The organism is Kribbella sp. WER1 (genome assembly GCF_054189145.1).
Genome location: NZ_CM135186.1, coordinates 6,857,055 through 6,878,207 on the forward strand (window position 1 = coordinate 6,857,055; position 21,153 = coordinate 6,878,207).

Genomic DNA, 21,153 nt, shown 5'->3' on the forward strand with positions numbered 1-21,153 from the left:
ATGGGCGAATCGTTGAAGCTCGACACGATCGAGGACGCGATCCACGAGATCCGCGCCGGCCGCGCCGTGATCGTGGTCGACGACGAGGACCGGGAGAACGAGGGCGACCTGATCTTCGCCGCGTCCAAGGCGACGCCGGAGCTGCTCGCGTTCCTGATCCGGTACAGCTCCGGGGTCGTGTGCGTACCGATGGAAGGCGCCGAGCTCGACCGGCTCGGCATCCCGCTGATGACGCCGCACAACCGCGAGCGGATGCGGACGGCGTACACGATCTCCGTTGATGCGCGGGACGGGATCAGCACCGGAATCTCGGCGGCCGATCGAGCGCGGACGATCCGGGTACTGACGGATTCCGCGTCGGAGTCGTACGACCTGGTGCAGCCCGGGCACGTGTTCCCGCTGCGTGGGCGCGAGGGCGGCGTACTCGTCCGCCCCGGCCACACCGAGGCGTCGATCGACCTGGCGCGGATGGCCGGGCTGACGCCGGCGGCCGTCATCTCGGAGCTGGTGAACGACGACGGCACGATGAAGCGCGGGCAGGAGCTGCGCACGTTCGCGGACGAGCACGGGCTGGTGCTGGTGTCGATCGACGACCTGATCCGGTACCGGCGGCGTACCGAGTCGCAGATCCAGCGGGTCGCGACCACGACGCTGCCCACGCAGTACGGCGATTTCGTTGCCCACGGCTACCGGAACACGGTCGATGGGTCGGAGCAGCTCGCGCTGGTGCGCGGTCCTGTCGGCGACGGGCCGACGCTGGTGCGGCTGCATTCGGAGTGTCTGACCGGGGACGTGTTCGGGTCGCTGCGGTGCGACTGCGGGCCGCAGCTGGACGAGGCCTTGCGTCTTGTTGCGGCTGAGGGCGGTGTCGTTGTCTACCTGCGCGGGCATGAAGGGCGCGGGATCGGGCTGTTGCACAAGCTGCAGGCGTACGAACTGCAGGACGCCGGGCGGGACACGGTCGACGCCAACCTCGACCTAGGGCTGCCGGCGGATGCGCGCGACTACGGGACCGGGGCGCAGATCCTTGCCGACCTCGGGGTGAAGTCGGTGCGGCTGCTGACCAACAACCCCGACAAGCTCGCCGGGGTCCAGGGCTACGGCATCGAGGTCGTCGAACGGCGCGGGATCTCGATCGACCCGACCGAACACAACCTGCGCTACCTGCGGACGAAACGCGACCGGATGGGCCATCACCTCCCCGATGGCCTCCTGACCGAAGAGAACGGAGCCGGCTGATGTCGGGCAGTGGAGCACCCACCATCGAGGCCCCCCGCGTCGAAGGCGCCCGCGTGGCGGTCGTCGCGGCGCAATGGCATCCCAAGGTGACCGACGGTCTGCTGGCCGGCGCACTTCGCGCGTTGGAGGACGCTGGGGTCACGGACCACACAGTCGTTCGTGTACCTGGATCCTTTGAGCTGCCGGTCGCCTCGTTGCACGCAGCCAAGTCCGGGTACGACGCTGTGGTCGCGCTGGGCGTGGTGATCCGCGGGGACACACCGCACTTCGAATACGTCTGCCAGGCAACGACAGAAGGCCTGATGCAGGTCGGCGTCACCACCGGAGTCCCCGTCGGCTTCGGCGTCCTCACCTGCGACAACGACCCACAAGCCTTGGACCGCGCCGGCCTACCCGACAGCCGCGAGGACAAAGGCTACGAAGCCACCCAGGCCGCCCTCTCCACCCTCGCCGCAATCCGCCAACTGCCCTGACCCGCGCGCCACCCGCCAACTGCCCTGACCCGCCGGCACCCGCCCGGCACCCACCCGGCACCCGTCGGCACCCGTCGGCGCTGGTCCGGCCGTCCGCGCGCACAAGAGGGGATATCCCGGCGTGTTGTGGCTTCTCCCCTCGTATACCAGGGGAGAAGCCACAACACCTGGGGATATCCCCTCCCGTTGGCCTGGCGGGGGGACGACCTGCGGCTGGTTGGCGGGCGCGGGTTATGACAGGCGGGTGTGTTCCATGTACCAGTTGGCGGTCCAGGTTTTTCCGTTGTCGGGGGAGAAGGATTGTTGCCAGGCGGCCTTGTCGGTGCCGGGGGTCCAGAGGAAGCGGACGTCGATGGGCTGGTTGTCCCAGGTGTCGGGGCCTTCGAAGATGCCTACGCCGTCGGTGAAGGAGCCGACCACCGGTGTCTCCAGTTGCCCGCGGGTGCTGTTGATCCAGTGGATGGACCATGTGCGCGACTCGGGGTTGTAGAGGCGGAACGTCGCCCCGCGGAAGCCTTCGCTCGGGAACCAGCCCTCGTCGAAGCTGATGGCGCCGTCGAAGTATGTCGTCGCCTCCATCGTCGCGTCGTGTTCGTACCAAGTGAACGGCTCGCCCAGCACCGGACGGCGTCGGCGGTTGTGGAAAGACCAGCGGCCGACCAGGAAGTCGAAGTCGGACGTGACCTTCGGTACGTCGAGTGCGGGCGGCGCATCCATTCGCCGGGTGAAGTCCATGGTCCAGTTGGTTTCCCAGGTGTCGCCGCCGTCTTCGGAGTATGCCTGTTCCCAGTGCGCTGTCTCGGAGGTGATCGACGACCATTCGTAGCTGCACAGGATCGGCCGGCCTTCGTGGGTGTCCTCGCCGACCAGCCGGCAGCGCGAGCCGTCCGCCGACCAGCCGCCGTGGACCGGTGGGTAGAGCTTCATCGTGGTGCTGTTGATCCACCAGATGCTCCACTGCTCGCTCACCGGGTCGAACAGCCGGAGCGACAGCCCGTACGTGCCCTTCGTCGGGAAGCGCATTTCGTCGATGCTGATCTGGCCGTCGAAGTACGTCCGCGCGCTCGTGGTGCCGTCGTACTCCAGCCACTCGTCGCAGCCGGCGAGGGCTTGTTTCAGTGTGCGGTGATGTACGTCGAAGTACCCGTTGAGGAAGTCGAAGTCCCCGGTCAGCTTGTCCATGGGTCCAGCGTGCGAGTGAAACCTGACAATCCATGGCAGTGATCGGGATTAACCTCGGAGTATGCGTTCGAGCCGGCTGTTGTCGATCCTGCTGCTGCTGCAGACGCGTCGGCAGTTGACGGCGCGTGAGCTCGCCGATGAGCTCGAGGTGTCGCTGCGGACGATCTACCGCGACGTCGAGGCGCTGGCGGCGGCAGGGGTTCCGGTGTACGCCGACCAGGGCCGGGCGGGCGGGTACCGCCTGGTGGAGGGTTACCGGACCCGCCTGACCGGCCTGACCGAACAGGAGGCGGCTGCGCTGTTCCTGGTCGGTATGCCCGGTGCTGCCGCGGCGCTCGGGTTAACGGCCGAGACGAGTGCAGCCGAGCTCAAACTGCTGGCAGCGCTCGCCCCGGACCAGCGGGACCGGGCTGGTCGTTTGAAGAACCGGTTCCATCTGGACCTGCCGGCCTGGTACCAGGACGCCGAGAACTCGCCCCAGCTCGCCGCAGTCGCCGACGCGGTGCTGCACGACCGCCGTGTCCGCGTGCGGTATCGCAGGTGGGAAGAGCCGCGCGAGGTCGAGCGGCTGCTCGAGCCGTACGGTCTCGTGCTCAAGAACGGCAGCTGGTACGTCGTGGCCGCCACACCCGGTGGACTGCGTACGTACCGCGTCTCGAACATCTTGGAGCTCACACCGACCGACGAGCAGTTCGAACGTGCCGACGGGTTCAACCTGGAGCAGTACTGGCAGGAACACCTGGAAGGTTTCGATCGCGTCCGTTTCACGGCAGAGGCGGTGATCAAGGTGTCAGCCGGGCTGGCCGGGCGGATGTACGACGTTTCGTACCCAGCACTCGTCAAAGCGGTCACGACTGCTGCTCCGGAGTCAGACGGGAGTGTTGTGGTGACGGTCCCGATTGAGTCCGTGCAGAACGCCGCAGCCTCGCTGAGTCGCTTCGGTGATGCTCTAGAGGTGCTGGAGCCGCAGGAGCTCCGGGCTGAGCTGGCTGAGCTCGGCCGGAAGCTCCGCGACCTCTACTCCTGACCCAGCTCTCCGTTGACGCGCTGGCCGGCCTCTGAGCTGCGCTTCAAGAAGTCAGCGATCACCGTGAGCTCGGCGTCGTTGTAGTCCGCCAGTACGTCGTCCATCGCGCCGATCATCGGCTGGTACAGCCGGAACACCTCGGTACTGCGGTCCGGCAGCACCCTGATCGTCACGCTCCGCCGGTCCGCGCGGGCGCGGTCGCGGGCGATCCAGCCGCCGCGTTCGAGTCGGTCGAGGATCCCGGTCAGCGTTGCCGGGTGCAGGCCGGCCTGGCGGGCGAGGGCGCTCGGGGTGAGCGGTCCGCTGCGGGCGAGGACGTCGAGGCAGTCCAGGTCGACGTCCTTGAGCGCCAGCTTGCCGCCGATCTGGTGGTTCAGCAGGGCGAGCTGGATCCGGAGGTCGCGGAGCGCGGCCTTGATCTCGTTCCCGGTGCGCCGGCGGTGCCGGACGTCCGCTTGTTCTTTCTGTTCCATATATTATGATTTCCGTACTATACGAGTTGCGGATCAGATTTACGGTAGCGCACAGGAGGCGGTTCGGATGCGGATCACGGTGTTCGGTGCCACGGGCGGGATCGGCGGTCACGTCGTCCGGCAGGCGCTGGAGGCGGGGGAGAAGGTGACGGCGGTGGTGCGTACGTCGTCGGCGTTCGAGGTGGAGCACCCGTCGCTGGAGGTCGTCCGGGTGCCGGGGCTGGACGTGGCGGAGGCGCTGCGGGACGCGGTCGACGGGAGTACGGCGGTGATCTCGGGCGTCGGCCCGCGCGGGCGGAAGGACGGGCCGGTCGCGTCCCGCAGTACGAAGGCGATCCTCGCCGCGATGGAGGCCGCCGGGGTACGGCGGTTCGTCGCGGTGAGCGCGGCGCCGCTCGGGCCGGTGCCGACGGACTTCCTCAACCGGCGGGTGGTGTGGCCGATGATCAACGCGTTCGCGGCCGAGGTGTACGCCGATCTGCGGGTGATGGAGGCGGACATCATGGGCAGCGCCGCCGAGTGGACGATCGTGCGGCCGCCGAAGCTCAACAACAAGCCGCACACGCGGAACTACCGGACCGAGGTCGGTGGGACGGTTGCTCGCGGGTACTTGATCTCCCGTGCCGATGTGGCCGATCTGATGCTCAAGTCGCTGACCGACCCGGCAACCGTCCGTCGGCCGGTTGGTGTTGCCTACTGAGGTCGCGGGACAGGTGGGACCGGCGGAGGCCGTGGTTGAGCAGGTAGCGCAGGTCGGGGGCTGTGTCGTACATGAGCTGCGTGTGGAAGTAGTTCACGTACTCCAGGACGGCTACTGCGGTGAAAACCAGGCCTGGGACGGTGTTGGCGCCAGGGTGCTGTAGGAGCGACCAGGTGGTGTAAAGGACGCCGGCAGTTAGTAGTGGGACATTCCAGCGGCGGGCGTGGGTGAACCAGCGTGCGCCGGGCAGGGCGCTGCGGGGGCGTTGGCGGAGCTTCAGGTGCCAGTAGGCGGCGCCTTGGAGTAGTAGGAGGGCGAAGAGTGCGTATCCAATGAGGTTGGGGGCTGTTGTCGGCAGGGCGACCAGGTGGAACCACACGACGTACTGCAGGGGGATGTTGAGGAGTTCGAGGGTTGTTAGAGAGCGGAGACGGTGGGTGATTCGGGAGCGGGTCACGTGGGCGGCTGGATTCGGTGGTGGGGGACGGCGTGGGCGGTGTGGTTCTGGAAGCCGGTGGTGGTGTGGGCCATGGTGAGGGAGTTGAGGAGGGCTTCTTCTGTTGCTTCGGTGACGGCCTGGAACGGGGTGCGGAGGTCGCGGTCGGCGTAGGACGGCGTACGGCTGGTGGTGAAGGCGATCGCGTAGTCGCCGGAGCCTGGCGCGTAGTCGGAGCCGACGCGGGCCATCGCGAAGACCGCCCGCCGGGCGAGGCGGGCGAGTTGGCGGGCGTCGAGGGGGAGGTCGGTCGCGACGACGATCATGCAGGAGTTGCCGTCCGCGTCGATGGGCTCTGCAGGCACTTGCCGTCCCAGCACAGTCAACACACCGGAAAAGTTCGCCTGCACCAACGTTCCTACTGTGTGACCGTCGATTGTGCGGGAGGCGGTGCCTATTCCGGCTTTGAAGCCTAGGGCGGTGGTGCCGGTGCCGGCGCCTGCGCAGCCTTCGGTGGGGAGTTCGTCCGAGGCGGTGTCGAGGGCGGCGTGGACGTCGGCGGGGGTGATGGGGCGGCGGCGGATGTCGGAGAGGTGGCCGTCGTTGGTTTCGCCGACGATGGGGTTGAGGCTGGTCGCGTGCGGGTTGCGGTCGAGGAGCCAGGTGAGGAAGGCGTCGGCGACGCGGAACGTGCTGAGGGTCCCGGTCAGCAGAATCGGGGTCTCGATGACGCCGAGTTCGTCGACCTGGGTGGTCCCGATCAGCTTGCCGTATCCGTTGCCGACAGCAACCGCCGCCGGCAGGGTCGCCTCCCAGCCGTCGGGGACGACCGCGGTGACGCCGGTGTTCAGCCCGTCGCCGGTGATCGTCGTCTGCCCGACGCGCACCCCTGGTACGTCGGTGATCGCGTTCAGCGGCCCGATCGGCAATGACCCCACCACGACGCCCAGTTCGCGCACTCTCCGGGGACTCTGCCTGCGGTTAAGGTCGGCCACATGCTGCAGCATCTCACCGGCCGGGTCTGGCTCGCCCCGCTCGACCCGGACCCGGACGCGATCCGCCCGTCGGTCGCGGTCATCGCCGACGACCGCGGCAGCGTCCTCGTCGACGCCGGCAACGGCCCGGAGCATGCCCGAACCATCCGTACGGCGATCGCCGCCGCCGGCCTGTCCGCCCCCAAATGGCTCGTCTACACGCACCACCACTGGGACCACACGTGGGGTGCCTGCGCCTGGCCGGACGTCACCGTCGTCGCCCACACCTCGACCGCCGGCCTCCTCCAGCCGGACGAGCCGTGGAGCCACCGCTACCTCCACGACCAGGTCGCCCGGAACCCGAAGCTCGGCCCCAGTTACCGCGCCCGCGCCCTCGCGGTCCCGGACTGGTCCGGCTTTCGCGTCGTCGTACCTGACCAGACCTTCGACGACACCCTCACGCTCCCGACGGGCGTCGTACCACCTCCGCACGGCCGACGACACCGCCGACCACGCGATGATCAAGGGGTTCCTGGCCGAGCGCCACAGCTGGTACGTCGACGCGCACTCGCCGCCGCGCCGGCTGTCCGAGGCGTTGACGCAGTCCGCGTAGCGGACCTGGGGACGGACCTCGCCGGACCGCCCCGTAGGCTGGGCGCGCGATGAAGACTTTTGACGAGCTGTTCGCCGAGCTGGGTGAGAAGGCGCGGACGCGGCCGGAGGGTTCCGGGACCGTGGCGGCGCTGGATGCCGGCGTGCACTCGATCGGCAAGAAGCTGGTCGAGGAAGCCGCCGAGTCCTGGATGGCCGCCGAGCACGAGGGCAAGGAGCGCGCTGCCGAGGAGATCTCGCAGCTGCTCTACCACGCCCAGGTGATGATGCACGCGCTCGGCCTGGACCTCGACGACGTGTACCGACATCTGTAGGAGTCCGCCACAGATCACCGGTTCACACCATCCGAAAGGGCAGTGCCATGCTGCGCGTCGCAGTACCGAACAAGGGCTCGCTGAGCGAAGCCGCCATCGGGATCCTCACCGAAGCCGGCTACAAACAGCGCCGGAGCACCAAGGACCTCACGCTCACCGACTCGGCCAACGAGGTCGAGTTCTACTACCTGCGCCCCCGCGACATCGCCGTGTACGTCGGCGAGGGCACCCTCGACGTCGGGATCTCCGGCCGCGACCTGGTGCTGGACTCGCACGCGGACGCGGACGTGATCATGGGCCTCGGGTTCGGCTCCTCGACGTTCCGGTTCGCCGGACGGCCCGGGGTCGCGGACTCGGTGAAGGACCTGGCCGGCAAGCGGATCGCCACGTCGTACGCCGGCGTGCTCCAGGACCACCTGGCCGACAACGGTGTCGAGGCGTCGGTGGTCCGTCTGGACGGCGCCGTCGAGTCGGCCGTCCAGCTGGGCGTCGCGGACGTGATCGCGGACGTCGTCGAGACCGGTACGACGCTGCGCCAGGCCGGGCTCGAGGTGTTCGGCGAGCCGATCCTGCAGTCCGAGGCCGTCCTGATCAAGCGGCACGGCGTGGAGATCCCGCCGAACGGCCTGCAGCAGCTGGTCCGCCGGCTGGAAGGCGTCCTGATCGCGCGGAACTACGTGATGATGGACTACGACATCCGCGCCGAGGACGTGGACGCGGCCACGTCGGTGGCGCCCGGGCTGGAGTCGCCGACGATCTCGCCGCTGCACCGGCAGGGCTGGGTCGCCGTCCGGGTGATGGTGCAGCGGGCCGAGGCGCAGCGGCTGATGGACCAGCTCTGGGAGGTCGGCGCGCGGGCGATCCTGACCACCGACATCCACGCCTGCCGGATCTGAGATGGCGTCCCGGGACCGGTTGCTGTCGTTCCATCCCTGGATCGTGTCCGGGATGTCGACCGGGATGGGGCTGTGCCTGATCGCGGTGTTCGGCGTGATCTGGTTCCGGTTGTCGCCGGAGGACCGGGCGACGTTCGACTGGTTCCAGCGGATCACGCTGCTCGCGTTCTTCGGCGCGGTGCTGTGGATCCTGTACCGGATGGCGACGCTGCGGGTGACGGCGTACGAGGACGGGCTGCGGGTGCGGAACGTGTTCAAGTCGTACACGCTGAAGTGGTCCCAGGTGACCGCGCTGCGGTTCCGGCCGGGGGACGCGTGGTTGCAGCTGTTCGATGCCGACGACAACCGGATCGGGATCCTCGCGGTCCAGGCCGCCGAGGGGGCGCGGGCGACCCGCGCCGCCAAGGAGCTGGCGGCGGTCGCCCGCGCTCACGGCGCCGGGGCTAGACCGACACCTGAAAAGTAGTCGTGTGGGACTCGCCCGGCTGCAGGACGGTCAGGTCCTGGCCGGTGCGGAACGCGTCCGGCGGGCAGGTCATCGGCTCCACGGCGAGCGCCGTACGGCCGACCGGTTCGCCGGTGAAGAGCTGCAGCCACGGGGTGTCACTCGAAAGGATCGAGCGGGCTCCGCTGTCCGGGTCGGTCAGCGTGACGGACCATTCGCCGGGTAGCCCGGTGAAGGCGTTGTCGATGACGGTGGCGCCGATCGGGCGCGGCTCGTGGAAGTCGTACTCCGTACCGCTCACCGGGGTGCGGCCGGTCGGAGTCATCCGCTCCGACAGTTCCAGGCGTTCGGCTGCCTCGAACTGGAGGACGCATTCGTCGATCGGGCGTCCTACGGTCAGGTACGGATGTGCTCCGTAGCCGTACGGCGCCGCGGTCTTGCCGACGTTGGTGGCGGATGCGGTGACGGTCAGGCGGTCGGTGAGGGCGTAGGTGAGCCGCAGGTCGAGTTGGTGCGGGTAGCCGGGTTCGCCGTGGAGGCGGTGCGCGAGTTCGAGGGTGGACTCGTCGGAGGCGTCGGCGATGCGGTCCCAGCCGGCCCAGCGGGTGAGGCCGTGGATGGCGTTCCGGCGGGCGGGTTCGCTGAGCGGGAGGTGCTGGGTGACGCCGTCGAAGGTGTACTCCCCGTCCGTGATCCGGTTCGGCCACGGGAACAGGTGCTGGCCGATTCCGGCATGCGCCAGCTCGTCCTCGCCGTACCCGAGCAGCACCGGGCGGCCGTCGTGGCTGAGCCCGCGCAACCCGCCGCCGACACTCACCACGGTCGCCTCGTACCCGCCGCCCCGCAGACCCCACTGATCACCTGAAGGCAAGACAGTCATGCGTCAATCCTCACCCAACCTGTCCATCGGAGGCGAACCCGTTCGTGGTGATGCTGTAGACACGGACACAGGAGGTACGACGTGAAGTACATGCTGCTGATCAACGCCGGCGAGCTCGACCTGCAGAACGCGCCGGTCGGGTGCGAGCCGGAGGACTGGATGCGGTTCGACAAGGAGATCCAGGACGCGGGCGTGGTGGTCGCGTCCGAGTCGCTGGCCGATCTGGTCACCGCGACTCGGGTGCAGGTCGCGAACGACGGCAGGCGGACCGTGGTGGACGGGCCGTTCGCGGAGACCCGGGAGGTGCTCGGCGGGTTTTACGTGATCGACGTACCGGACCTGGACGTCGCGCTGGACTGGGCCGCGAAGTGCCCGGGGTCGCGCGGCGGCGGGTCGGTCGACGTCCGCCCGGTCGCCGACTTCGGATGATGGACCAGGTCGAACACGTCTTCCGGGAGGAGCGCGGCCGGTTGCTGGCCGCGCTCGCCCGGCGGTTCGGCGACCTCGACCTGGCCGAGGAGGTGACGTCCGAGGCGATCGAGGTGGCGCTCACCCGCTGGCCGGTGGACGGCGTACCGCCGAACCCGGGCGGCTGGCTGATGACCACCGCCCGGCGCAAGGCGGTCGACCGGCTGCGGCGTGACCAGGTGTACGCCGCCAAGCTGGCGATCCTGCAGGTCGAGGCCGACCGCCCCGCGCCGCAGGCCGCCGGCGACGACCTGCCCGACGAGCGGCTGCAGCTGTTCTTCACCTGCGCGCACCCGGCGCTCGCCCCCGAGGACCGCGGCGCGCTGACGCTGCGCTGCCTGGCCGGGCTGACCACGCCGGAGGTGGCGCGGGCGTTCCTGGTGCCGACCGCGACGATGGCGAAACGGATCGTCCGCGCGAAGAAGAAGATCCGGGAGGCACGGATCCCGTTCCGCGTCCCCGGCCCGGACGAGCTGCCCGAGCGGCTGCCCGGCGTACTGCAGGTGATCTACTCGGTCTTCACCGAGGGGTACGCCGCCAGCTCCGGGCCGTACCTGCAGCGCCTCGACCTCGCCGAGGAAGCGATCCGCCTGGCCCGCATTGTGCATCGGCTGCTGCCGGCTGCCAGTGAGGTGACCGGTCTGCTCGCGCTGATGCTGCTGATCCACGCCCGCCGCGACGCCCGCAGCGGGCCGCAGGGCGCGATCGTCCTGCTCGAACACCAGGACCGCGGCCGCTGGGACCAGGACCTGATCGCCGAAGGCCGCGCCCTGGTCGTCGCCGCGCTCACCGGCGGCCCCGCCGGACCGTACGCCGTCCAGGCCGCGATCCACGCCGTCCACGACGAGGCCCCGGACTTCGCGGCCACCGACTGGCCACAGATCGTCCAGCTGTACGACGTCCTCCTCGAGCTCGACCCGTCGCCGGTGGTCGCGCTCAACCGGGCCGCCGCGCTCGCCTTCCGCGACGGCCCCGCGGCCGGGCTCGCGCTGCTCGAGGAACTGGCCGCCGACCCGCGGCTGCAGGACTACCATCCGTACGCCGTCGCCCGCGCCGACCTGCTGCGCCGGCTCGGCCGTTTGCCCGAGGCAATCACCGCGTACGAGCAGGCGCTGGCGCTGGCCGGCTCCGAACCGGAGCGTGCGCAGGCCCGTGACCAGCTCGCCGAGTTGGGGCAGACTGCCGATATGGAGACCGTTTACGAAGCGGCGGGTGGGTCCGAAGGTCTGGTGCGGCTGGCGGCCGCGTGGCACGAGCTGGTGATGGCCGATCCGGTCGTCAGCCACGCGTTCCACGGCGGGGCGAAGCCCGATCACACCGAACGGCTGGCGGCGTACTGGGGCGAGGCGCTGGGCGGGCCGCCCGACTACACGACGAAGTACGAGACCGAGGCGTTCGTGCAGCGGTTGCACTCGGGGAACGGCGAGCACGACGAGATGAACCGGCTCGCGATCGACTGCTTCGACCAGGCGATGACCGACGCGGAACTGACCGATCCGCGGGTCCGTCAGGTGCTGCACGACTACTTCGCCTGGGCGACGTTCAACACGATGTACCAGCATCGCGGCGAGGAGATCGCCGACGGTCAGGCTGTCGTCCGGTGGTCGTGGGACGGGCTGCAGGCGTGACCGACCGGCTCTCGCGCCTGGCCCGCAGCTGGGACGAGGCCGCCGAGGGCTACGAGCAGTACTTCGTCCCACGGTTCGCGCCGTGGGTCCGGGACGCCGTGGACACGATCGGCACGTCGCTCCCGGACGGCCCGATCCTCGTCCCGTGCTGCGGCACCTTCCCCGAACTCGGCCTGCTCGCGCCACGCTTCCCCGACCGAAAGCTCGTCGGCCTCGACCTGTCCGCCGAGATGGTCCGCCTGGCCCGCGAACGCGCGGCAGGACGAGCAGAAGTTGTTCAGGCCGACGCCACCAAGCTCGATCCCCAATGGTCAGCAGCAGCTGTGGTGTCCGTCTTCGGGCTGCAGCAGCTTCCGGATCCGGCCGCCGGCCTCCGCTCGTGGTACGACGTCCTCCGCCCCGGCGGCCGGCTCTGCGTCGTGTACTGGCCCGAGGTCGCCGAACAAACCGGCCCGTTCGCACTCCTCGACAAGGTGATCGGCCGCGCCGACAACACCTGGGAGCACACCCTCATCCCCGCCCTCGAAGGCGCGATCGTCGAACGCGACGAACTCGTCTCCCACCCGATGACCCACCCCGACGCCGCCGCGTACTTCGACGCCGCCAACCTCCACGGCCCGCTCCGCGCACGAGCCCTCGCGTACGGCGACGCCTCTATCGCGGACCTCCGCCGGCGCTACCTCGCCGAAGCGCCCACAGGGGAGTGGACCCACCACCCGCAGGCCCGCCTGATCGCGGTCAGCCAGTGATTCTCAGGAGGCAGCCGAATCGTGCAACGGCAGCGCCACCGACGTCGTGACCAGCTCCAGCGCCGGGTCGAACGGGATCGACGCGTTGCCGTCGACGATCACGTGCGCCCGGGACCGGGTGGCCTGCTCGGCGAAGTGGTCGCGCTCCCAGCGCATCCACTCCAGCCAGTGGTCGCGGAGTGCCTCGCCGTCGCGTTCGATCCCCCGGTCCAGGCGGACCTGGTTCGACGTCTCCACCCACAGTCGCAGCGACTGCCAGTGCGCGGCGTCCCGGTCGCAGGCGGTGACGCCTTCGACGATCAGCAGGTCCACGGTGTTCGGTACGACGTGCAGCTCGTCGTACGCGCCCTTGTACCAGTCGTACCGCCGGTAGCGTCCCTCGCGGCCGTCGGCCAGCCGCTGCAGGACGTGGTCGCGGAGCAGCGCGAATCCACGCTCGGCTCCGGTCCAGCCGTCGTACAGGTCGTCCATGTGGATCACGGAGGTGTTCAGGTCGCGCAGTTTCGCGCGGGCCTCGAGTCGGGCCGCGACGGTGGTCTTGCCGGAGCCGGCCGGTCCGTCGATGCCGATCAGCCGGGTCCGGCCCAGGCGCGGGGGGCCGGCCTGAACGTTGTCCAGCAGCGAGTCGATGGTCAGGGGGGAGCCGTGGTCAGCGGCTGTTTCAGTTGATTCCATGGCGCTTCAGGATGTCCTCGATCTCGTCGAACTCCGACGATTCCTGCTGCTTCGCCTTCCCCTTTGACGGCTTGGCAGCTTTGGCGGTCGTGGCTGACGCCGGCTCGGGGCCGGTTCGCGTCAGCTCTCCCGCGGGCGAGGCGGGTGTCTTCTTCTCCGATGCCTTCGGTGTGCGGCCGCGGGCGACGCCGGAGACGACGTACAGCACGACCGAGACGCCGAACAGGGCGACCCCGGCCCACACGGTCGGCGAGAAGATCAGGTGGGCGGCCCAGCTCACGACCGAGCGCACGACGTCCCAGAGCACCTTCAGCAGCCCGGTCATGTACAGGGACACCGGCAGCAGCGACCAGGCCACCCCGCGCGTCCCCGCCGCAAGCCCGCGGCGTCGCCAGGCGAACCACGAGCCGATCAGTCCGAGCAGCGTCAAGCCTGCGCAGAGCGGCAGTAGCGTCGAAGCGTCGTAAGTAGGCACATGTCCAGGCTCGCACAGATGGCGCGCGAACCAAGAGGGGAAGAGCCCTGACGTACCCCTGAAACAGTGCTTTGCGCACCTGAAGGGAGAATACCGGCATGCAACCAGAGCGGCGGCTGGCCTTCACCGGGTTCGACAACGACGACGGGTCCGCCGATCCGGCGTTGGCGGCGGCGCTGGCGGCGGGGGACGACGGCGCGATGCTGGCCGCGCTCACCCGGGCCCGGCTGCTGGTCCCGGTGGTGGCGATGCTCGGCGACGTCGAGTACGACGAGAACGGGCTGGCGCACGACAAGACGTCCGACATGGCCGTCGTACTGCTCCAGGGGCAGGACGGGCGGAACGCACTGCTCGCGTTCACCAGCAGCGAGAGCCTGGCCCGCTGGGACCCGGCGGCCCGCCCGATGCCGCAGCACGCCAAGCTGGTCGCGACCGCGGCGATCCAGGAGGGCGCGGCCGCGATCGTGCTGGACGTCGCCGGCCCGGCCGCGGGCGTGATCGAGTCCGACGACGTACGGCGACTGGCCGCCGGCCTCCAGGTCGTACGCCTGGAAGACGGCGGCTACGCGTGGATCGAACCCTCACCCAACCGGTGAGCTGAGCGCGTCCATCGGCCTGGAGCGCATCGCGATCCGGCCGGTGATCGCGGTCGTCGGCAGCACCAGCAGCAGTACGACGGCCACCCAGGCGACCAGGATCCACACCGGCCCCGACGGGATCGGCCAGCCGCGGGTCGCGATCGCGATCGGGAACACCGTGAACGCGGCCGTCACCAGCCCCGCGACCAGCCCGAGCGCCGCGACCAGCAGTCCCTCCAGGCCGAGCATCCGGGACACCTCGCGCCGGGTCGACCCGGTCAGCCGCTGCAGCCCGAACTCGCGCCGCCGGTCGAGCACCGCGACCGCGATCGTGTTGATCGAGGCGATCGCCGTGTACGCCACCGCGATCGCGGCCAGCAGGTAGCCGATCCACGCGTCCACGCCGAGCCCGGTGTCGAGCCCGTCGGAGAGCGCGCTCCGGCCGCCGATCGACGTACCGGGCCACCTCGCCAGGTCGGCGCCGAGCGTGGCCTTCTTGTCGTTGGTCTTCAGGATCAGGTCGCTCGGCAGGCCGGTGGTGGTGTGGGCGGCGAGCAGTCGCGCGGGCAGCAGGAGGGATTCGTAGCCGGCCGGGCCTTCGGCGAGCGCGACCACCTTGAGCTTGACCAGGGCGTCGTCGCCGAGTCGTACGCCGATCTCCGAGCCGACGTCGACCTTCAGCTTCTTCGCGGTACCGGGCGGGATCGCGACCGTGTCGCCGGTCAGATCGTCGAGCGAACCCTTCGTCACCTTGTCCTTGTAGACCGGTCCGCTCAGGCCGAGCAGCGGCCAGGCGTCGCTGGTGTGCGAGGTGTCGTACGGCTCCTCGATCCAGCCCTTGCTGCGGACCAGCTCCGAGACCGTGGTGACGCCCGGCATCGTGCGGGCCGCCTCGGTGAGCGAGGCGGGGATACCGCCGGTGGTCGAGCTGATCACGACGTCGCCGTCCAGGATCTTCGTGGACGCGTCGACGGCCGCCTGCTGCTGGGTGGTCTGCGAGTAGATGTTGCCGATGGCAATCGCCGTGGCGATCGTGATCGGTACCAGGATCGCGCCGAACTGGACCGCGCGGACCCGCAGGTTGATCACCGCGAGGGTGCCGCTGGTGCCGCGCTTCTCGACCAGGCGGGTGATCCGCGGGACGAGGGCGCGCTGGATCACCAGTGGGGCGAGGACCGCGACCGCGATCGAGCCGGTCAGCCCCGCCGGGCCGCCGATCGCCGCGGCGTTGGCCGGACCCATGAACGGCGTGGACAGCGCGATCGCCACCGTGCCGCCCGCGAACACCAGGCCGACGATCAGCCGGACCCGCCCGAGCGCGACGTTCGGTACGGCGGCCTCGGCGAGTGCCTGGATCGGGCGGATCCGGGCCGCGCGGGCGGCAGCGATTCCGACCGTGATCCGGAGTACGGCGAAGGTCAGGACGGCGGCACCGGCGAACGGGAGCGGACCCTGGTCGAAGCGCAGCTGCGGCGGTACGACGCCGCCGTCGGCGAGCATCCCGAAGATCCAGGTGCCGGCGATCCGGCCGCAGAGCAGGCCGAGGACGAGACCGAGCACGCCGACCACCATGGTCTCGGCGATCACCATCTTGCCGACCTGCCGCGGGGTCGCACCGCTGGCCCGGAGCAGGGCGAGCTCACGCCGCCGCTGCCGGACCGAGAGCCCGATCGTGGCGGAGACGACCAGCGCCATCACCACGGCCACCATCCCGCCGAACACGCCGGACATGATGATCAGCGGCAGGCTGGTCGCGATCCCCGAGAACTCCGCGACGCCGCGCTCGTCGCCGGTGTACGCCTTCACTCCTGCCGGAAGCTCGAGCCGCTTCGCGAGCTCGCGGGCGGAGGTCCCGCCGGCCGGAAACACGCCGATCGCGTCCACTCCCGCCGGCACGTCGGCGTCGGCGAAGAAGACCGCCGGAAGGTCGACCTGCTGGTGCGCGGCCGCAGTACCCGCCAGCGTGTAAGTCTTCTGCTCGCCGGTGACCGTGATCGTCACGCGCTCACCCGGCTTGGTTGCCCCAGCCAACCGCTCGTCCAGCACAACCTCCCCACTCCGAGGGGCACGCCCGCTGCTCAGCCGGTACGGCGTGAGTTCAGCCGACCCCCATCCATGCCCAGCCAGCACACCCTCGCTGGAGGAGTTGGTGAGTACGGCGGGGAAGGAGCGGTCGGGTACTGCTTTTGCCACGCCTGGGGTGTGGAGGAGTTTGGTGACGAGGGAGGCGTCTACGCGGTGGCGTTCCGGGAAGGGGGCGGAGCCGCTGCCGTTCGGGGGGTGGTAGGCGGGGTCGCCGGTGACGACGACGGGGGCGGCGGCGAGGCGTTGGGGTGGGGCGTTCAGGCGGAGGCCGGTTTCGAGCAGGCCGCCGGCGGCGCTGAGCAGTGCTCCGCCGAGCAGGACCGCGACGAAGATCGCGAGGAACGCGGCGGTCCGGTACCGCAGGGTGGTGACGGCGAGGCGGAACATGAGTCGGATCTCCCTTGGAGTAAGTAGGGGAACGTCAGTTGGAGCTGTGGGCGCGGCGGGTGGTGCTGAGGTGGGCCAGTTCGGAGGCGACCGTTTCCGGGGTCGGGGCGGTCGACTCGGACACGATCCGGCCGTCGACCAGGAACACGACACGGTCGGCGTACGACGCGGCGACCGGGTCGTGGGTGACCATCACGATCGTCTGACCGAGGCCGCGGGACTGGTCGCGGAGCAGCGTCAGCACCTCGAGCGCGGTACTCGTGTCGAGCGCCCCGGTCGGCTCGTCCGCGAACGTGATCGCGGCGTGCCCGGCCAGTGCCCGGGCGATCGCGACCCGTTGCTGCTGACCGCCGGACAGCTCGCTCGGCCGGTGCCGGACGCGCTCGCCGAGCCCGACGCGCTGGATCACCTCGGTGACCCACGCGTCGTCCGGCCGCTTCCCGGCGAGCGTCATCGGGAGTACGACGTTCTGCCGCACGGTCAGTGCCGGCATCAGGTTGAACGACTGGAAGACGAACGCGACATGCTCGCGCCGCAGCTCGGTCAACGCGGTCTCGTCCAGCCCGTCGAGCGACTGCCCGGCGAGTTGCACGGACCCGGCCGTCGGCGTATCGAGCCCGGCCGCGCAGTGCAGCAGCGTGCTCTTGCCCGACCCGGACGGCCCCATCACCGCGGTGAACGTCCCGGCCTCGAACCCGTACGTCACACCGGCCAGCGCGTCGACCGCGCCTGGCCCGGTGCCGTACACCTTACGAACGTCGGTCAGCTGGACCGGGGCGCTCATGCCGCCACCAGCACATCGCTCTTGCGGTGGTACGACTCGTTGGTCCACCACAGCATCGCCACGATCGCGCCGAGACCGAGATCCGACCACAGCCACCACGGCCCGTCGAAGTGGCCGAACACCGCCAGCGCCAGCCACACCGCGAACTGGACGGCGCACGCGACCAGCCACACTCCGGTGACCGCCTGCAGCGCCTTAGTCAGCCCGCGCGGCGGGGCGGCGTTCGCGACGCCGGCCAGGATGTTCCGGAGCTCACCGCGAGTCCGGGCGGTAAGCACCCGGGCCTGCCGGTCGCTCGCCTGCGAGGGGGTGAGAACAGCCTGCCGTACGGCGCTGTCCAGCCGGGCGACGGCGGCGCTCCGGTCGGCGTCGGTGAGCGCGACCTGCTCCGGGGTCAGCAGGGCTTCGAGCACGTTGTTCATGGGAGTGATTCCTCTCAGCGGGTTCCGATGTGAAAAAGCGTAGGGGTTGAACAGTTTCTCCCGCGCGGTGCTCAGGACCCGTTTCGGGGTGGTGCTAGCACCCCTGTGCGGAGGCGCCCGGCGTACGACAGGATGGGAGGTATGACCGAGGACCGCGGGGAACTGCCGCCGGGGCTCGCCCTGTCCTGGGGTGTGCAGCCGGTGCAGCGCCGCGGGCCGAAGCCTGCCCTGACGATCGAGCGGATCGTGGCCACCGGCATCGAGTTCGGTGACCGGGACGGCTTCGAGGCGATCTCGCTGCAGCGGATCGCGGGCCGGCTCGGGGTCACCACGAACGCGATGTACCGCTACCTCCGGTCCAAGGAAGAGCTGATCGTGCTCGTCCACGACAAGGCGATCGGCCCGCCGCCGGAGCTCCCGGAGGGCTGGCGGCCGGCCGCGATCGCCTGGGTCGACGCCCAGGTCAAGCAGTACGCCGAACGCCCGTGGCTGCTCGACGTACCGATCCGCGGCGCGCCCTTCACGCCGAACGTGCTGCGCTGGGTCGAGGTGATGCTCGCCGCGCTCGACGTGACCGGGCTGAGTCAGCACGACAATCTCGGCTGCCTGATGCTGCTGGACGGCTGGGCGCGCAACTACGCCGGCCTCGCCCGGCAGCTCGGCAACCGCGACGGCACACCGGTGCAGGCCGAGCAGGTCGGCCGGTTCCTGGTGCCGCGGCTGATCGAGGGCGGCTACCCGACGGTGGCGTCGCTGTACCTGAACGCGGAGTACGAGGACGAGCTCGACGACGACCTGGAGTTCGGGCTGGCCAGGATCCTGGACGGGATCGAAGCGCTGATCGCGAAACGCTGAGGAAACAGCCCGCGGAGTTGGATCTCAGTGGTCATCGATCACGTGAGGAGCACTCCGTTGGCACAGCAGAGCAGCAGGCGTACGTTTCTCCGCCGGTCCGGCCTGGCCGTCACCCCGGCGGTCGTTGCCGGAGGCACCTGGGCGTTCCCGAGCGCGGCGCAGGAATCCGGCAAACCGGAGCTCGGCAAGTACCTCGACAAGCTGGCGGCCGACGACGCGTTCTCCGGCACGGTCCTTGTGCTCCGCAACGGTCGCCCGGTCGTCTCCCGCTCGATGGGGTACGCCGACCGGCAGCGGCGGATCCGCAACCGGGCCGACACGATCTTCTGCCTGGCCTCGGTGACGAAGATGTTCACCGGGATCGCCATCGGGCAGCTCGCGCAACGCGGTGCGCTGGCCCTGGAGGATCCGATCAGCAAGTACCTGAGCGGCTTCGCCGACGGGGACAAGATCACGATCCACCAGCTGCTCACGCACACCTCGGGTCTCGGCGACTACATGCAGCTCGACGGGTACTGGAAGGAGTCGGCCACCTGGACGACGCCGCAGCAGACGATGGACGGCATCCTGCGCTTCATCCGCACGGAGTCGCTCGCGTTCACGCCGGGCACCGCCGCGAAGTACAGCAACTCCGGCTTCCACGTCCTCGGCTGCATCGTCGCGAAGGTCGCGGGCCTGTCGTACTACGACTACGTCGCCCGGCACATCCTCCGCCCGGCCGGGATGACGTCGTCCGGCTTCCCGCTGCTCAACCACTGGAAGACCGACCCGAGGTACGCGCATCCGTATCCGACCGACCGGTCCGGCCAACGGTACGATGCGCTCACCACGGACGCGTACGGCCTGATCGGCACCCCGGCCGGCAACGCGTTCGCGAACGCGCTCGACCTGATGCGGTTCATCAACGCACTGAAGGACGGCAAGCTGCTCAGCCCGACGTACCGCGACGTCTTCGTGACGCCGAAGTATCCCGGCGGGACGTTGCCGGCCAAGCCGGGCCTGCCCGCGATCATCAACCACTTCGGGTACGGCGTGGACAGCTCGATCCTGAACGGCGAGCTGATCGCCGGCCACACCGGCGGCGCCCCGGGCGTCAGCACGAGCGCCGAGTGGTACCCGGAGCGCGGGTACACCGCCGTACATCTCGGCAACTACGACCCAGCCCCCGGCGCGAACGTCAACCAGGAACTGCGTCAGGTCCTCACAAGCTGATGCGGACCGGGCCGTCCGCGCGGGCCGCGACCCACTGCCGGTGGAACTCGCTGCCGGGGGCAACTTCCGCGCGCCGCTCCGGCTCGGCCCGGAGGTCCGCCGGCAGGGTCAGCGTGGTCACCGGCTCCTGCCGCGGTACGCCGTTCAGCCGGACGTCGGCGATCACCTCCGCGAACGCCTGCGCCGCGGGCTTGCGTTCGTGGTCGACGGTGAACAACCCGAGGTCGTACTCGCGGTCCGGGAAGTCGAGCAACCGCCGGTCGATGTCGTGCGACGACCACCAGGTCACGCCGTACAGCGCCGGATTCGTCAGCACGCCCGCGACCGTACGCCGGGTGAACTCGGCCTGCAGATCGACCGGGATGTCCGGCCCCGGTACGCCGACCTCCTGCAGCCAGACGGGCCGCTCCGGCGCGAGCGACCGGGCGAGCTCGATCAGGTAATCGGCGTGCGTGAGGGTGGCCGGCCCGAGCGGACCGTCCACTCGTGAGACCCCATTGAACACCCACGAGTGCACGGTCGTCAGGTCACCCAGATCGACGGCGTCGCCCGGGTGGAACGGGTGGTCGCCCGCGTACCAGGCGTCGTCGAAGACCGAGTGCAGGCCGAGGATGTTCGGCGCCGCCTTCTTCAGCGTGATCAGCAGGTCCTGCGCCCACGCGGTCGACGTCTCCGGGGTGGTGGAGCTGTCCGGCCAGAGGTTGTTGACCTCGTTCCCGAGCGTGATCGCGAAGACGTTCGGCCGGCTCGCGACCGCCCGCGCCACCGCATCGACGTACGCCGTGAGGCCGTCGCGGACCGTCGCGTCCTCGAACAGGCTGCTCTTGTGCCAGGTCAGCACCCACGACGGCAGGAAGTCGAAGCTCGACAGGTGGCCCTGGATCAGGTCGACCGCGACGGTCAGCCCGTGCTCCGCGGCGGCGTCGATCGTGTCCAGCAGGTCGGCGATCGCGCGCTCGCGGATGATCGCCCGGTTCGGCTGGATCCACGGCCAGACCGGGAACACCCGGACGTGGTCGAGACCCATCCCGGCCAGGTCGGCGAAGTCCCGCCGGACCGCGTCCGCGTCGTAGTCGAGCCAGCTGTAGAACCACCCCGCCGACGGAACGTAGTTCGCCCCGAACCGGGGCGTGGTGGTCTGCAGAGCCATGCCGAGGATGCTAAATCGGTTTAGGCCGATGGCG

The 21,153-nt window shown here is 69.9% G+C and carries 25 protein-coding genes; 14 read left to right on the top strand and 11 right to left on the bottom strand.

Annotated elements, in window-relative coordinates; all coding sequences use genetic code 11:
* Both ACXJJ3_RS33650 and ribH read left to right on the top strand, forming a co-directional pair.
* On the top strand, positions 1–1,239 hold the full coding sequence (locus ACXJJ3_RS33650; RefSeq protein WP_458165910.1) for a bifunctional 3,4-dihydroxy-2-butanone-4-phosphate synthase/GTP cyclohydrolase II: 1,239 nt from the start codon (positions 1–3) through the stop codon (positions 1,237–1,239).
* Entirely contained in the window at positions 1,239–1,712 is a 474-nt protein-coding gene (gene ribH / locus ACXJJ3_RS33655) for a 6,7-dimethyl-8-ribityllumazine synthase (protein WP_458165911.1), read from the top strand. The genes ACXJJ3_RS33650 and ribH overlap by 1 nt, the downstream gene beginning before the upstream one ends.
* Positions 1,713–1,943: 231 nt before the next feature.
* Here the strand turns inward: ribH and ACXJJ3_RS33660 are convergent, their stop codons facing one another.
* Complete coding sequence (locus tag ACXJJ3_RS33660) at positions 1,944–2,894, bottom strand: hypothetical protein (protein ID WP_458165912.1); 951 nt, start codon at positions 2,892–2,894, stop codon at positions 1,944–1,946.
* Positions 2,895–2,955: 61 nt separating this feature from the next.
* On the opposite strand from ACXJJ3_RS33660, the gene ACXJJ3_RS33665 reads away from it, so the two are divergent.
* Positions 2,956–3,921 carry a helix-turn-helix transcriptional regulator gene (locus ACXJJ3_RS33665; protein WP_458165913.1) on the top strand — a complete coding sequence of 322 codons (966 nt, stop codon included), beginning with the start codon at positions 2,956–2,958 and terminating at the stop codon, positions 3,919–3,921.
* Here ACXJJ3_RS33665 and ACXJJ3_RS33670 read toward each other — a convergent pair.
* Positions 3,912–4,394, bottom strand: coding sequence for a MarR family transcriptional regulator (locus tag ACXJJ3_RS33670; protein ID WP_458165914.1), 483 nt, complete (start codon positions 4,392–4,394; stop codon positions 3,912–3,914). The genes ACXJJ3_RS33665 and ACXJJ3_RS33670 overlap by 10 nt on opposite strands.
* Positions 4,395–4,461: 67 nt before the next feature.
* Between ACXJJ3_RS33670 and ACXJJ3_RS33675 the strand changes: the two genes are divergently transcribed.
* Positions 4,462–5,094, top strand: coding sequence for an NAD(P)-dependent oxidoreductase (locus ACXJJ3_RS33675; protein ID WP_458165915.1), 633 nt, complete (start codon positions 4,462–4,464; stop codon positions 5,092–5,094).
* Here the strand turns inward: ACXJJ3_RS33675 and ACXJJ3_RS33680 are convergent.
* Entirely contained in the window at positions 5,039–5,551 is a 513-nt protein-coding gene (locus ACXJJ3_RS33680) for a hypothetical protein (protein ID WP_458165916.1), read from the bottom strand. The genes ACXJJ3_RS33675 and ACXJJ3_RS33680 overlap by 56 nt on opposite strands.
* Positions 5,548–6,489, bottom strand: a complete 942-nt coding sequence (locus ACXJJ3_RS33685; RefSeq protein WP_458165917.1) for a P1 family peptidase — start codon at positions 6,487–6,489, stop codon at positions 5,548–5,550. Before ACXJJ3_RS33685 ends, ACXJJ3_RS33680 begins: the two co-directional genes overlap by 4 nt.
* A 36-nt stretch (positions 6,490–6,525) precedes the next feature.
* On the opposite strand from ACXJJ3_RS33685, the gene ACXJJ3_RS33690 reads away from it, so the two are divergent.
* From ACXJJ3_RS33690 to ACXJJ3_RS33705, 4 genes are read left to right on the top strand one after another with little or no spacing between them, the layout of a single operon-like run.
* Positions 6,526–7,170 (top strand): MBL fold metallo-hydrolase, encoded by a 645-nt coding sequence (locus ACXJJ3_RS33690; protein WP_458165918.1) that lies wholly within the window; start codon positions 6,526–6,528, stop codon positions 7,168–7,170.
* Positions 7,167–7,430, top strand: a complete 264-nt coding sequence (locus tag ACXJJ3_RS33695; RefSeq protein ID WP_393127783.1) for a phosphoribosyl-ATP diphosphatase — start codon at positions 7,167–7,169, stop codon at positions 7,428–7,430. Before ACXJJ3_RS33690 ends, ACXJJ3_RS33695 begins: the two co-directional genes overlap by 4 nt.
* A 47-nt stretch (positions 7,431–7,477) precedes the next feature.
* Positions 7,478–8,326, top strand: coding sequence for an ATP phosphoribosyltransferase (hisG, locus tag ACXJJ3_RS33700; protein ID WP_458165919.1), 849 nt, complete (start codon positions 7,478–7,480; stop codon positions 8,324–8,326).
* Position 8,327: 1 nt separating this feature from the next.
* Positions 8,328–8,792 (top strand): PH domain-containing protein, encoded by a 465-nt coding sequence (locus ACXJJ3_RS33705; RefSeq protein WP_458165920.1) that lies wholly within the window; start codon positions 8,328–8,330, stop codon positions 8,790–8,792.
* Here ACXJJ3_RS33705 and ACXJJ3_RS33710 read toward each other — a convergent pair.
* Complete coding sequence (locus ACXJJ3_RS33710) at positions 8,770–9,651, bottom strand: aldose 1-epimerase family protein (protein ID WP_458165922.1); 882 nt, start codon at positions 9,649–9,651, stop codon at positions 8,770–8,772. The genes ACXJJ3_RS33705 and ACXJJ3_RS33710 overlap by 23 nt on opposite strands.
* Before the next feature lie 90 nt (positions 9,652–9,741).
* Here ACXJJ3_RS33710 and ACXJJ3_RS33715 point away from each other — a divergent pair, with 90 nt between their 5' ends.
* The 3 genes from ACXJJ3_RS33715 to ACXJJ3_RS33725 are packed head-to-tail and all read left to right on the top strand — an operon-like array spanning position 9,742 to position 12,496.
* Entirely contained in the window at positions 9,742–10,080 is a 339-nt protein-coding gene (locus tag ACXJJ3_RS33715) for a YciI family protein (protein WP_458171973.1), read from the top strand.
* Positions 10,080–11,747 (top strand): DUF6596 domain-containing protein, encoded by a 1,668-nt coding sequence (locus ACXJJ3_RS33720; protein ID WP_458165923.1) that lies wholly within the window; start codon positions 10,080–10,082, stop codon positions 11,745–11,747. The genes ACXJJ3_RS33715 and ACXJJ3_RS33720 overlap by 1 nt, the downstream gene beginning before the upstream one ends.
* Positions 11,744–12,496: a class I SAM-dependent methyltransferase gene (locus ACXJJ3_RS33725; protein WP_458165924.1), complete on the top strand. Its 753-nt coding sequence runs from the start codon at positions 11,744–11,746 to the stop codon at positions 12,494–12,496. Before ACXJJ3_RS33720 ends, ACXJJ3_RS33725 begins: the two co-directional genes overlap by 4 nt.
* A 3-nt stretch (positions 12,497–12,499) precedes the next feature.
* Here ACXJJ3_RS33725 and ACXJJ3_RS33730 read toward each other — a convergent pair whose 3' ends face one another.
* Positions 12,500–13,171, bottom strand: a complete 672-nt coding sequence (locus ACXJJ3_RS33730) for a uridine kinase family protein (RefSeq protein WP_458165926.1) — start codon at positions 13,169–13,171, stop codon at positions 12,500–12,502.
* Complete coding sequence (locus tag ACXJJ3_RS33735) at positions 13,158–13,646, bottom strand: hypothetical protein (RefSeq protein WP_458165927.1); 489 nt, start codon at positions 13,644–13,646, stop codon at positions 13,158–13,160. Before ACXJJ3_RS33735 ends, ACXJJ3_RS33730 begins: the two co-directional genes overlap by 14 nt.
* 98 nt (positions 13,647–13,744) lie before the next feature.
* Between ACXJJ3_RS33735 and ACXJJ3_RS33740 the strand changes: the two genes are divergently transcribed.
* Entirely contained in the window at positions 13,745–14,242 is a 498-nt protein-coding gene (locus ACXJJ3_RS33740; protein ID WP_458165928.1) for an SseB family protein, read from the top strand.
* On the opposite strand, the gene ACXJJ3_RS33745 is transcribed toward ACXJJ3_RS33740, so the two are convergent.
* Genes ACXJJ3_RS33745 through ACXJJ3_RS33755 form a run of 3 tightly spaced genes read right to left on the bottom strand, consistent with a single transcriptional unit; the run spans position 14,228 to position 17,902 of the window.
* Positions 14,228–16,696, bottom strand: coding sequence for an FtsX-like permease family protein (locus tag ACXJJ3_RS33745; RefSeq protein WP_458165929.1), 2,469 nt, complete (start codon positions 16,694–16,696; stop codon positions 14,228–14,230). The genes ACXJJ3_RS33740 and ACXJJ3_RS33745 overlap by 15 nt on opposite strands.
* Positions 16,697–16,730: 34 nt before the next feature.
* On the bottom strand, positions 16,731–17,480 hold the full coding sequence (locus ACXJJ3_RS33750; protein ID WP_458165930.1) for an ABC transporter ATP-binding protein: 750 nt from the start codon (positions 17,478–17,480) through the stop codon (positions 16,731–16,733).
* On the bottom strand, positions 17,477–17,902 hold the full coding sequence (locus ACXJJ3_RS33755; RefSeq protein ID WP_458165931.1) for a DUF1707 SHOCT-like domain-containing protein: 426 nt from the start codon (positions 17,900–17,902) through the stop codon (positions 17,477–17,479). The genes ACXJJ3_RS33750 and ACXJJ3_RS33755 overlap by 4 nt, the downstream gene beginning before the upstream one ends.
* A gap of 141 nt (positions 17,903–18,043) precedes the next feature.
* Here ACXJJ3_RS33755 and ACXJJ3_RS33760 point away from each other — a divergent pair, with 141 nt between their 5' ends.
* The gene (locus ACXJJ3_RS33760; RefSeq protein ID WP_458165932.1) at positions 18,044–18,757 is read left to right on the top strand and encodes a TetR/AcrR family transcriptional regulator; all 714 of its coding nucleotides are present in this window, start codon (positions 18,044–18,046) and stop codon (positions 18,755–18,757) included.
* Between the two features lie 57 nt (positions 18,758–18,814).
* Positions 18,815–19,969 (top strand): serine hydrolase domain-containing protein, encoded by a 1,155-nt coding sequence (locus ACXJJ3_RS33765; RefSeq protein WP_458165933.1) that lies wholly within the window; start codon positions 18,815–18,817, stop codon positions 19,967–19,969.
* Here the strand turns inward: ACXJJ3_RS33765 and ACXJJ3_RS33770 are convergent.
* On the bottom strand, positions 19,959–21,119 hold the full coding sequence (locus ACXJJ3_RS33770; protein WP_458165934.1) for a glycoside hydrolase 5 family protein: 1,161 nt from the start codon (positions 21,117–21,119) through the stop codon (positions 19,959–19,961). The two genes, ACXJJ3_RS33765 and ACXJJ3_RS33770, sit on opposite strands and share 11 nt — an antisense overlap.
* Between the last annotated feature and the right edge of the window lie 34 nt (positions 21,120–21,153).

Bases quoted from the DNA above. Each gene is read 5' to 3' on its own strand.
- ACXJJ3_RS33770 (WP_458165934.1), bottom strand. From the start codon at position 21,119: ATGGCTCTGCAGACCACCACGCCCCGGTTCGGGGCGAACTACGTTCCG.
- ACXJJ3_RS33670 (WP_458165914.1), bottom strand. From the start codon at position 4,394: ATGGAACAGAAAGAACAAGCGGACGTCCGGCACCGCCGGCGCACCGGG.
- ACXJJ3_RS33720 (WP_458165923.1), top strand. From the start codon at position 10,080: ATGGACCAGGTCGAACACGTCTTCCGGGAGGAGCGCGGCCGGTTGCTG.
- ACXJJ3_RS33660 (WP_458165912.1), bottom strand. From the start codon at position 2,894: ATGGACAAGCTGACCGGGGACTTCGACTTCCTCAACGGGTACTTCGAC.
- ribH (WP_458165911.1), top strand. From the start codon at position 1,239: ATGTCGGGCAGTGGAGCACCCACCATCGAGGCCCCCCGCGTCGAAGGC.
- ACXJJ3_RS33695 (WP_393127783.1), top strand. From the start codon at position 7,167: ATGAAGACTTTTGACGAGCTGTTCGCCGAGCTGGGTGAGAAGGCGCGG.
- ACXJJ3_RS33705 (WP_458165920.1), top strand. From the start codon at position 8,328: ATGGCGTCCCGGGACCGGTTGCTGTCGTTCCATCCCTGGATCGTGTCC.
- hisG (WP_458165919.1), top strand. From the start codon at position 7,478: ATGCTGCGCGTCGCAGTACCGAACAAGGGCTCGCTGAGCGAAGCCGCC.
- ACXJJ3_RS33755 (WP_458165931.1), bottom strand. From the start codon at position 17,902: ATGAACAACGTGCTCGAAGCCCTGCTGACCCCGGAGCAGGTCGCGCTC.
- ACXJJ3_RS33710 (WP_458165922.1), bottom strand. From the start codon at position 9,651: ATGACTGTCTTGCCTTCAGGTGATCAGTGGGGTCTGCGGGGCGGCGGG.
- ACXJJ3_RS33750 (WP_458165930.1), bottom strand. From the start codon at position 17,480: ATGAGCGCCCCGGTCCAGCTGACCGACGTTCGTAAGGTGTACGGCACC.
- ACXJJ3_RS33675 (WP_458165915.1), top strand. From the start codon at position 4,462: ATGCGGATCACGGTGTTCGGTGCCACGGGCGGGATCGGCGGTCACGTC.
- ACXJJ3_RS33665 (WP_458165913.1), top strand. From the start codon at position 2,956: ATGCGTTCGAGCCGGCTGTTGTCGATCCTGCTGCTGCTGCAGACGCGT.
- ACXJJ3_RS33730 (WP_458165926.1), bottom strand. From the start codon at position 13,171: ATGGAATCAACTGAAACAGCCGCTGACCACGGCTCCCCCCTGACCATC.
- ACXJJ3_RS33650 (WP_458165910.1), top strand. From the start codon at position 1: ATGGGCGAATCGTTGAAGCTCGACACGATCGAGGACGCGATCCACGAG.
- ACXJJ3_RS33760 (WP_458165932.1), top strand. From the start codon at position 18,044: ATGACCGAGGACCGCGGGGAACTGCCGCCGGGGCTCGCCCTGTCCTGG.
- ACXJJ3_RS33745 (WP_458165929.1), bottom strand. From the start codon at position 16,696: ATGTTCCGCCTCGCCGTCACCACCCTGCGGTACCGGACCGCCGCGTTC.
- ACXJJ3_RS33690 (WP_458165918.1), top strand. From the start codon at position 6,526: ATGCTGCAGCATCTCACCGGCCGGGTCTGGCTCGCCCCGCTCGACCCG.
- ACXJJ3_RS33715 (WP_458171973.1), top strand. From the start codon at position 9,742: ATGCTGCTGATCAACGCCGGCGAGCTCGACCTGCAGAACGCGCCGGTC.
- ACXJJ3_RS33740 (WP_458165928.1), top strand. From the start codon at position 13,745: ATGCAACCAGAGCGGCGGCTGGCCTTCACCGGGTTCGACAACGACGAC.